Genomic DNA, 11,989 nt, shown 5'->3' on the forward strand with positions numbered 1-11,989 from the left:
AGCCGTTCCCGAAGGGTAGGAAGATGGGAGAGAAGAAAGTGCGATTGCTTTATTGAGGTTCGCAATGACAATTTTGTAAAAAAGGTTAAACTGAATAAAGTTACTGAGAGTGAAAAATATGACTCAATTCGATCGCCCTTTAAGCTACCCCACAACCCGCAAAGCCGAGCAAACAGACGATTACCACGGCGTCCAAGTATCCGACCCCTACAGGTGGCTGGAAGACCCGGATTCAGAGGAAACTCAAGCCTGGTTGGAAGCTCAAAACGCAGTCACTTTCGGCTACCTCAGCCAAATTCCGGCGCGGGAAAAAATCAAACAGCGCCTGACTAAACTGTGGGATTACGAGAAATACGGCATACCTTTTAAACAGGGCGATCGCTATTTTTACTACAAGAATGACGGTCTGCAAAATCAATCCGTACTCTACACTTTAACATCTCTCGACGGCGAACCAAAAGTATTAATTGACCCGAACACTCTCTCAGAAGACGGAACCGTTGCTCTCGGCGGCATAGCTCTCAGCGAAGACGGCCAACTTATGGCCTACGGTTTGTCAATTTCTGGCTCGGATTGGCAGGAATGGAAAGTTCGCGATGTGGAAACTGGGGAAGATTTATCAGACCATTTAAAATGGCTGAAATTCTCAGGTGCAGCCTGGACTCACGACGGTAAAGGTTTTTTTTACAGCCGCTACGATGAACCCAACGAAAAAACCAAACTCGAAGATGTTAACTATTACCAAAAGCTATTCTATCACAAGCTCGGTACTCCGCAATCTGAAGATGTATTAATTTGCGATCGCCCTGACCAAAAAGAATGGGGATTTAGCGGTGGTGTTACGGAAGACGGCAAGTATTTGATTATATCAGTCTGGCTCGGCACTGACCCGCAAAACCTGATTTTTTACAAGGATTTAACCGCGCCGGAATCAAGCATTGTCGAACTGATTAACAAATTCGAGGCTGAGTACAGTTTCATTGATAACGAAGGCTCATTGTTCTGGTTTCAAACCGACTTGAATGCACCGCTGGGCCGCGTAATTGCGATCGACACTAACAACCCTCCTCCTTCATCCCTAGCGGGCGCTGACACCCCCCTGAATCCCCCCCTTACCAAGGGGGGGTTCACCGAAATCATCCCCGAAGCAGCCGAAACCCTGGGAGGCATTAGCCTTCTCAACAATCAATTTGTCGCTTCTTACCTGAAAGACGCCTACACTCAGATTAAAATCTTCAACTTAGATGGCTCTTTTGCGCGAGAAGTAGCCTTGCCGGGAATTGGTTCGGCAGGAGGTTTTGGCGGCAAGCGGCACGACACCGAAACCTTTTATGCTTACACCAGCTTCACGACTCCGAACACAATCTACCGTTACAATATGCTGACTGATGAAAGTAGCATTTATCGGCAGCCAAAGGTTGATTTTAATCCAGAGGATTACGAGACAAAACAAATATTTTATCCCAGCAAAGACGGTACGCAAGTACCGATGTTTGTCACGCACAAAAAAGGCTTGCAGCTAGATGGCAATAACCCCACTTACCTGTATGGTTATGGTGGTTTTTCTATCTCGCTGACTCCAAGTTTTTCTCTTAGCAGGCTGGTTTGGTTGGAAATGGGCGGAGTTTATGTGACAGCTTGTTTGCGGGGTGGTGGCGAGTACGGCGAATCGTGGCACCAAGCTGGGACAAAGTTGAAAAAGCAAAATGTGTTTGATGACTTTATCAGCGCTGCGGAATGGTTGATCGAGAATAAGTATACCAAACCTGCTAAATTGGCGATCGCAGGTGGTAGCAACGGCGGCTTATTGGTGGGGGCTTGCATGACTCAGCGGCCAGAATTGTTCGGTGCAGCATTGCCCGCCGTCGGCGTCCTAGATATGTTGCGCTTCCATAAGTTTACCATTGGTCATGCTTGGGTTCCTGAATATGGTTCGTCGGACAATCCCGCAGAGTTTCCCACAATTCACGCCTATTCTCCGCTGCACAATCTGAAAGCGGGAACTGCTTATCCGGCGACAATGATTACAACTGCGGATCATGACGATAGAGTGGTTCCAGCCCACAGTTTCAAGTTTGCTTCGGCTTTGCAAGCAACGCACGCAGGCGAAAAACCGGTGTTAATTCGCATCGAAACAAAAGCGGGACATGGGGGTGGCAAACCTACCGCTAAAGTCATTGAAGAATTGGCAGATGAATGGGCTTTTTTGGTGCGCGAACTCGATATTAACGTTTAACCAGCGCGGGATTGGGTGCGCCTATTCCCTAGGCGCGCACCCGCACTCCTCTCTTCAACTGCTGGTGAACACCACTTACCTGATGGTATGATCTGACACATCTTTTGCTGCTAACCTGATGTTCAATGTGGAAATTGTGCGATCGTTTCATGGCCTGTGGCTGCGGACAACCGATCGCTACAGCATAAATTAGTGTAACTTGTCAACTCCCACTTGTCTTAATTTGCCTGACATTCTGTAACTTTTTGTATGGTTTAGCCTTGGTTCTGAGCTTTTTAGAGATGAAACCCTATTAAGTAAAGTTCGTGGCAATGTCAACTCCCACAAGTAGTAAATCCAAGCTACAATCAAAAAATTTTCTAATTCTCGGAAATGTTTTTTTCAGTGGATTTACGGTCAAGATTTCAGAAAAAATTACACTCCCAACTGTACTGAGAAGCATCCCGTTACCGGAATCACTGCCTTTTTGTCAGCAATACGTAAGTAAGTGCCGATCGCAATCTCAAGGTTATGGGATTAATTTCTTTTCAAGAAAAATACTTGAGTGGCGCAATCAAAACCAGATAATGCTTGCATATCTAAGGGTGTAGTGATTTATTACCTAGGTTAATGCGCGAAGCTGATACAGCATTGTCTATCCAATCCTTCCCTCACATCTTAACTTCAACAAAACACGTAAGTGTTTAATTTATTTCGTAAATATAATTTACAGTAAATTTATATTTCCGTGTATATCGAATGTTCTCAAAGGGGGTAGTTTAAAACTAAGTAACTAAATCAGCGAACTATGAAAACGAGCCCCAATACGTCGAATGTGTCAGCCGTAAAAATACGCAAATCTACTAATATTACCACTACCAACAACTTATTTTTTAAGCCAGCAAACTCTACAGCGTATCTAGAATCGAAAACATATCTAGTCGTTGTTGACTCCCGAGTAGAAAACTACGAGGAATTGATCCGTGGAGTCAAACCCGGAAGCGAAGTATTGGTGCTCGATCCAACCAGAGATGCGATCGCACAAATCACCGAATTTTTGGGGCATTACCACAGCATCAACAGCCTGCACGTAGTTTCTCACGGCCGAGAAGCAGCAGTCGCGATCGGTCGGACAGAACTGAATATTGATAACCTAGAAACCTACAGCAGTCAATTGCAGCAGTGGGGAAAAGCCCTTAACAAACCCGGTAGCATTTTACTTTATGGATGTAACGTAGCTGTCGGCGAATCGGGCATTAAATTCATACAAAAACTCAGCGAATTAACTGGAGCAAATATTGCTGCTTCTAACAACTTAACTGGGAGTGCAGCACTAGGCGGCGACTGGGAATTAGAAATTACCACAGGACAAATCGATGCCGAACTAGCCTTTAAACCAGAAGTCTTAAAAACCTACAATCATGTCCTCGGAACATTAGTTACCGAAAGCTTTCAAAATCCCACAGCATTAGGGCCTTGGATCTACGGAACTAGCGGCGGTGCAATTCAACCGGGATTAACCTCAGGTAGCGGCCCCGGCATCATTCCCAGTTTAGGGCTGGGCGATCCTCCGGGCAGTGGCGCTTTAAGATTAACATCGAATGCGAACAACCAAGCAGCTTTTGTCATCTACAACAACCCAATTTCTTCGACTGACGGCATCAGAGTTGCCTTTGATTTATTTGCCTATGACGGCACCGGTGCCGACGGCATTAGTTTCTTCTTAATTGACGGGGCTGCTACACCAACTCAAGCAGGTGGATTCGGCGGTTCTCTCGGTTATGCTCCCAACAACAGTTCTGGTATACCGGGGATTGTCGGAGGTTATTTAGGTGTTGGATTTGACGAATATGGCAATTTTTCAGATCCGAGTGAAGGGCGTTTAGGTGGCCCGGGATCGATACCTGATGCGGTAGGAATTAGAGGCAGCCAAACCGGAGAATATAAGTTTTTAACTAACAATGTAATTCCCGGCGGCATAGATAATCCTACCGTTACCGATCGCACTCTTGCCAGAAAAAGAGTTCAAATTACTTTACAACCGTCTACTCCCACAATACCCAGCCGTTTTTTCGTTAACATCGACTTAAACGGCGACAACTTATTTAACGGCCCGGGCGAAAGTGCGATCGACATCCCAAATTTGGCGGCTGTAAATGGCACAATTCCGCCGACTTTCAAATTTGGTTTTGCTAGTTCGACAGGGGCAGTGACCAACATTCACGAAATTCGCAATCTCAGCGTTGAAACTGTCACAGCACCTACCATCTCAGCCGATATTGCCACGGTTAAAACTGGCCCCGCATTTGCCCTACCCAACAGCAGTATTACTTACACCATTACGTCCACCAATAACGGGCCCAACGACGCTACCAACGTCCTGATTCAAGATCCCCTGCCTCCGGGCTTAACTTTCAGCAGCGCCGATAATGGTGGGATTTTCAACCCGACAACGCGGAGTGTCAGTTGGCCAGTGATTTCGACTCTGGCTAACGGTGCCAGCGTTACCCGCAGTATTACCGTGACTGCACCTGCCACAATCGGATCGGTAACTAACCTGGCATTTAGCAGCAGCAGCACTTTCGATCCCAACCTGATTAACAACACCGGTGAAGGGATAGTATCTCAAGCTACAACTGCGATCGTTCCGGCTACAGCCGACATCATCACCTCAAAAACAGGCCCGACAACAGCCGTGGCTGGATCGACGGTCACCTATACAATTACCTCACAAAACAGCGGGCCGAGCAGCGCTACCAATGTGACGGTAACAGACGCTTTGCCCGCAGGCTTAACTGGAGTGACAGCCTCCGACGGGGGCAGTTACAATCCTGCCACAGGTGTTGTCACTTTCCCGGCGATCGCAACTTTGGGCATCGGTGCGGCTAACGCCGTCAGCCGCACAGTCAGCTTCAGTACCCCAAATACCGGCACTGTCATCGACATTGCCAGGAGTACAGCCGAAACTCCCGATCCCAATAGTGCCAACAACAACGGCACGGCTGCGATCGCTCAAGTCAGCACCACGATAACGAGCAGCGCCGACGTAGTTACCACCAAAGCAGGCCCGGCATCTGTCACGCCCGGAGCCACTGCCACTTATACGATCACCGCCCAAAACGTCGGCCCTTCGGCAGCCGCCAACGTTTCCATCACCGATACCCTGCCTGTGGGCTTAACCGGAGTGACAGCCTCCAACGGTGGCACTTACAACCCAGCCACAGGTATTGTCACCTGGACGGCGATCGCAAGTTTGGCAAGCGGGGCAGCCAACGCCGTCACCCGCACAGTCAGCATTGTTGCTCCTGCCAGCGGCACAGTCGCCAACACCGCCAGAAGCACCTCCGACACCGCCGATCCCAATACTGCCAACAACAACGGCACGGCTGCAAACGCGCAAGTCACCACCACGATCACTCCCAGCGCCGACGTAGTTACCACCAAAGCAGGCCCGGCATCGATCGCGCCGGGAGCCACTGCCACTTATACCATCACCGCCCAAAACGCCGGCCCTTCCAGCGCCACCAACGTCGTCATCACCGATACTCTGCCTCTGGGGTTAACGGGAGTGACAGCTTCCAACGGTGGCAGTTACAACCCTGCCACAGGTGTTGTCACTTGGACGGCGATCGCAAGTTTGGCAAGCGGGGCAGCCAACGCCATCACCCGCACTGTCAGCGTTGTTGCTCCTGCCACTGGCAGCGTTGTCAACACTGCCAGAAGCACTGCCGCCACCGCCGATCCTAACAGTGACAACAACAACGGTACGGCTGCGAACGCTCAAGTGACAACTGCGATCGTTGCCGCGAACCAACCTCCGGTAGCCAATAACGCCAACAGCGCGATCGCACCCAGCAGCACCGTTTTACTGACCGGATTGGGAGGCACAGATCCCGACGGGACGATCGCCTCCTTCACCATCAACACCCTACCGCCAGCAGCCCAAGGAACCTTGTTTCTGGGCAATCCCGCGTCTGGGGGAATTGCCGTCACAGCGGGTCAAACTCTCACACCCGCTCAAATCAATCAATTATTTTTCCAAGCGACCAACTCCTTTGCCGGAGCGAACTTCACCTACAGCGCTACCGACAATCAAGGCCTCACCAGTCCCGGCACCGCTACCGTCTCTGCGGTACTGCCGACACCCAACAAACCTCCTGTAGCCAACAACGCCAACATCAGCCTACCTCCGAACAGCACAGCCAACATTGTCGGACTCGGAGCAACCGACCCCGACGGAACGATCGCCTCCTACACAATCAACACCCTGCCGACAGTCGCTCAAGGGGTGCTATTTTTAGGCAATCCCGCCTCTGGGGGAATTGCCGTCACCGCAGGTCAAATTCTCACGCCCGCTCAAATCAATCAATTATTTTTCCAATCTACAGGCACTTTTACCGCAGCCAACTTCAGCTACAGCGCCACCGACAATCAAGGCGCTACCACCCCCGCCAGCGCTAGCGTTGCCGCCGCCATTCCAGTACCATCGCCAACACCCGCACCGGTCAACAAACCTCCGGTTGCCAATCCTGTCAACAGCAGCCAGCAGCCCAGCAGCACCGCTTTATTGACCGGATTGGGAGGCACGGACTCCGACGGGACGATCGCCTCTTTTACGATTAACACCGTGCCACCTGTCTCTCAAGGGCAGCTATTTTTAGGCAATCCCGCCAGCGGAGGCGTAGCGGTGACACCCGGCCAAGTTCTGACTCCGGCACAGATTCAGCAACTATTTTTGCAAGCCACAGGCAACTTTACGGGAACCAACTTCAGCTATACCGCCACCGACAACGGCGGTGCCACCAATGCTGCTACCGCAACTGTAGCGGCAATCCCTCTGCCAGTGCCGACACCAACTCCTGCACCGGTGCCGACACCAACTCCTGCGCCAGTGCCAACACCGACTCCTGCGCCAGTGCCAACACCGACTCCTGCACCGGTGCCAACACCAACTCCTGCACCAGTGCCGCCTCCCAACCAGCCGCCAGTTGCCACAAATGTCAACTTCACTGTTCCCCCCAACACCAGCCCGCGAGTTCCGGGATTGGGAGGAACTGACCCCGACGGGACGATCGTCTCTTTCACCATCAACAGCCTGCCCCCAGCAGACCAAGGACAGGTATTTTTAGGAGATCCGGCCAACGGAGGCGTTCGACTCACACCCGGTCAAGTTCTGACTCCGGCACAGATTCAGCAAATATATTTCCAAACGACGGGCAGCTTTACGGGAGCCAATTTTACCTACAGCGCCACCGACAATCAAGGCGCCACCAGTCCCGCCAATGCTACAGTTACCGCTTTGGTTCCGGTGCCGAACCAACCGCCAGTTGCCACAAATGTCAACTTCAGCACTCCGCCCAACAGTAGCAGGTTAGTCACGGGATTGGGCGGAACCGACCCCGACGGATCGATCGCCTCTTACACCATCAATACTTTGCCCCCAGCAGACCAAGGAGTCCTATTTTTAGGAGATCCCGCCAACGGAGGCGTTCGCGTCACAGCCGGCCAAGTTCTGACTCCCGCACAGCTTCAGCAAATATTTTTGCAAACGACGGCCAACTTTACAGGAGCGAATTTTAACTACAGCGCTACGGACGATCGCGGTGCTACCAGTCCCGCTAATGCTACAGTTGCTGCCATAGCTCCAGCTCCGGCACCGACTCCAACTCCGACTCCGACTCCGGCGCCAATTGTTCTCAACCAACCTCCAGTTGGCATAAATGTCAACTTCAACATTCCGCCCAACAACAGCGTGCGGGTTCCAGGATTGGGAGGAATTGACCCCGACGGGACGATCGCCTCTTTCACAATCAACACTTTGCCACCGGCGAACCAAGGAACACTGTTTTTAGGAGATCCTGCTAACGGTGGGATAGCGATCGCACCCGGTGAAATTCTCACTCCCGGACAGATTCAGCAACTGTTTTTCCAAACGACGGGCGAATTTACGGGAGCCAATTTCACCTACAGCGCCACCGACAACGGCGGCCTGATTAGTCCCGGCACCGCTACTGTTGCTGCGATTCGCCCGACGACCAACTTACCGCCATTGGTGAACAATGCTAACTTCAGTATTGCTCCCAGTGGCAGCGCCCAGGTTCCGGGATTGGGAGGCAGCGATCCCGACGGGTCGATCGCCTCTTACACGATCGACACCCTGCCCCCAGCCAACCAAGGAGTTCTATTTTTAGGAGATCCAGCCAACGGCGGCGTTCGCGTCACACCCGGCCAAGTTCTAACTCCGGCACAAATTGAGCAATTATTTTTCCAAACCACAGGAAGTTTTACGGGAGCCACTTTCAGCTACAGCGCTACAGACGATCGCGGCGGCATTAGTCCCGCTACCGCTACTGTCGCTGCAATCTTGGGGCTGGTGGCGCCAACACCAACCCCAATATCAAATCCGATCGCCGAACCAGATACCGACTGTCTGTGCGAACCCATTGTAGAAAAACCAGGAATTAACTTTGCACCGCCGCCACCAGCGCCCGGAGTTCGATTTGTCCGGCCAATTTCGCAACTGGGAGAGGGACAAACCACCAAAGGTACAGACGGCAATGACTCGATCGCAGACAACAAAGGCAACCAAAAAATCATCGGTTTAAAAGGGAACGACCTGATTTTAGGCAAAGACGGCGCCGACGAAATTTACGGCAATGAAGGCAATGACAGGATTTTTGCGGACACTGACACGGATATTGCTTACGGCGGCGAGGGCAACGATATCATCCATGCCGGCAAGCAGAACGACTGGATTGCAGGCGACTTAGGCTCTGACACCCTGTTTGGAGATGAAGGTGCCGATACGATTTTGGGAGATAACGGCCGCGATAACTCTAGCAGCGCTGCGGACGATCGCGATTTGATCTTCGGAGGTAACGGCGCAGACATCATTAACGGCAACGAAGGCGACGATACCATCCATGCCGGCAAAGGTAACGATCTTGCCCTTGGAGGCAAAGAAAATGACATCATTTCGGGCCAAATCGGCTCCGATACGTTGATTGGGGGCACCGGCAATGACACCTTGTTTGGCGGTTTCAACGGCAACACAGACTTCGATTCCCAGGGACGCGACTTGCTCTATGGAGGCGACGGCAACGACTTCCTCAGCGGCCAAGAAGCCAACGATACCCTGGTTGCAGGCAAAGGTAACGATCGCGCTTACGGAGGTAAAGGCAATGACCTGATCTACGGTCAATTAGGCTCTGATACCCTCTACGGCGGCGCAGGCAACGATACTCTGCTAGGCGACAAAGGCGGTTCCAACTCAGTTAACGGTGCTAGCGAAGGAGATTTAATCTTTGGCGACACCGGCAACGACATCATCGCCGGTGGCAACGGCAATGACACCGTGCAAGCAGGCAAAGGCAATGATTGCGTTTGGGGTGGCAAAGAGAATGACTTGATTTGGGGCGAATTAGGCTCCGATACCCTTGTCGGCGACAGTGGCGATGACACGATATACGGTGGCGCTCGCAGTCGAGTTCAAGATGTCAACGGCCAGGACTTGATCTTTGGCAACATTGGTGCTGACGTACTCTTCGGCGACGAAGCTGACGATACCATCAGTGGCGGTGAAGGCGATGACAGCATTTACGGCGGTAAAAATAACGACCTCATTCACGGAGATCTTGGCAACGACAAGATTTACGGCGGTGACGGCAGCGATGAGCTCTGCGGTGGCGAGGGCAACGATACCATTTATGGCGATCGCTCCGATAACCGGGCTGTCTCGGTGGGCGCAAACGACCAGCAAGACTGCATCAATGGCGATGCTGGCGATGATTTGCTCTACGGCAATGAAGGGGAAGATACCCTGAATGGAGATGCTGGCACCGATACCCTAATTGGCGGTAAGGATAACGACTTGCTCAATGGGGGTGATGGTGATGACTGGCTGTTTGGTGGCTTGGGCGACGATACTTTAATCGGAGGTATTGGGAGCGATCGATTTGTCTTGGGTGCTGACAGTGGTACTGATACTGCGATCGGTTTTGAGGCCGGTGTCGATAAGTTTATTTTGATTGGCGGCCTGAGTTTCCAGCAGTTGCAATTGAGCACCACTCCTGACGGTACGTTGCTGCGAGTCGCAGGAACCGATCGGGTTTTAGCGAATCTGGTGGGGATTAATGGGGCGATCGGATCCTCGGATTTCCTGTCATCAATTATCTTGCCTTCTTAGGGTTATAATTCAATACGGTTTACTTAAGAAAAATCTGACTTGCCCAAAATGGCTATATTGCCAGAAAATCGTCAGATAAAATTCATCAAAAGCATTAAGTAAACCGTATTGAAATACAATCCACTCCATCAAGAGAAGAGTTTTGAACCGTATTGGGGCGCTTTTGGCGCAGAGGCAAGAGTATTGCGAAAGTTTTGGAAAAAAACCTTTTATCCCTCCCCTCTCTGTGTTCTCTGTGTTCTCTGCGGTAAAATCTTCTTAATATCTACTTCACCTCTTTATAATCCAAAAATCGTCAGATAAAATTCATCAAAAGCGTTAAGTAAACCGTATTGGGTTATAATTGGTCGCGAAATTACCCTCTTCTCATAAGAAAACGCCACAGCAACTTACAATTTCTGTGGCGTTTCGATAATTTTTAATAATCTAAAACTCGACTGTAGCAAGGTTTGTAGTAAGGACTTTAGTCCTTCTTGAATGTGGGCTAATGTCCTCACTACAAACCAAATTCGATCTGATAGAACTCAGAAGTTTACTTGCACATGATCAAGTTTCCAGCCGAGATGAATCCCGGAACAGGGGCTGAAATCTCAACCCAATTGCGGTCTTCTCCATTCTTATCTTTGACTAACTGGAAATTCGGCACAAGCGTTACTTGACCGTTAGCGGGTACGCCGCCTTTAACTGTCGCAGTCTTTGAAGGCTCCGCACGAATAGCCAGACCTTTCGGTGCTACGCGAGGTTCTACTTGGCGGCACAGGCTGACGGGGCCCGTTGTTGGTGCTGGTGTTGGTGCTGGTGTTGGCGCAGGTGCTGGCGCAGGTGCTGGTGCTGGTGTTGGCGCAGGTGCAGGTGCTGGTGCTGGTGCAGGTGCTGGTGCTGGTGCAGGTGCTGGTGCAGGTGCTGGTGCAGGTGCTGGTGCAGGTGCTGGCGCTGGCGCTGGCGCTGGTGCTGGCGCTGGCGCAGGTGCAGGTGCAGGTGCAGGCGCAGGTGCTGGTGCTGGTGCTGGTGCTGGACTTGGGGAAGGAGCTTGACTAATTGTGCACGAAGCTAAATTAGCCTCGTTGTTCGGGTATCCGGTAGCTATATACCCTTTTACGGGAGCGGTAATTTGAATCCAGAGGCGGCCGTCGGAGGCTTTAACAGAAGTAGCGCCTTGGAACAGTGTTACCTGAGTATTCATGGCTACACCGCCAACTCTCACGGATTTGGGGTCTGGGTTCTGGCGAACTGTCAAACCTTCTTTGGGAGTTACTTTGCGGCAAAGGGTGTCAGCTTGGGCGATTTGAAAGGTGGCGCTATCTTCAAAGGAAATTTTTTCAGCATCCTGACTGGTAGTGGATGCTGGTGAGGTGGCAACACCGATCGCAGTCGCCTGCACACTTCCGGCTACAATGGCGATCGCGCCCAGCAATGCAGCGGGTTTGTTCCAGCAATTCAAGTTTTTCATCCGTTCAACTCCTCAATCTAATCAAAACCATTATCTTTATTGCTGGTCAATATAGCAAAAAAAGCGATTTGTCTTCCAGAAAAATACTGTCTATAACAGAATACTGCCTGCAAGTCAATTTTTATTTGTATAAATTAAT

General features: G+C 51.0%; 3 protein-coding genes. 2 read left to right on the forward strand and 1 reads right to left on the reverse strand.

Features of this window, described 5'->3' with window-relative positions; all coding sequences use genetic code 11:
- Nucleotides 1–118: 118 nt before the first annotated feature.
- Nucleotides 119–2,236: a prolyl oligopeptidase family serine peptidase gene (locus tag JGK36_RS06740; protein WP_293196567.1), complete on the forward strand. Its 2,118-nt coding sequence runs from the start codon at nucleotides 119–121 to the stop codon at nucleotides 2,234–2,236.
- Between the two features lie 787 nt (nucleotides 2,237–3,023).
- Complete coding sequence (locus JGK36_RS06745) at nucleotides 3,024–10,400, forward strand: DUF4347 domain-containing protein (protein WP_293196553.1); 7,377 nt, start codon at nucleotides 3,024–3,026, stop codon at nucleotides 10,398–10,400.
- Nucleotides 10,401–10,932: 532 nt separating this feature from the next.
- On the opposite strand, the gene JGK36_RS06750 is transcribed toward JGK36_RS06745, so the two are convergent.
- Nucleotides 10,933–11,850 (reverse strand): SH3 domain-containing protein, encoded by a 918-nt coding sequence (locus JGK36_RS06750; protein WP_293196555.1) that lies wholly within the window; start codon nucleotides 11,848–11,850, stop codon nucleotides 10,933–10,935.
- Between the last annotated feature and the right edge of the window lie 139 nt (nucleotides 11,851–11,989).

This window comes from Microcoleus sp. PH2017_35_SFW_U_B (assembly GCF_020737865.1).
GTDB lineage: Bacteria > Cyanobacteriota > Cyanobacteriia > Cyanobacteriales > Microcoleaceae > Microcoleus.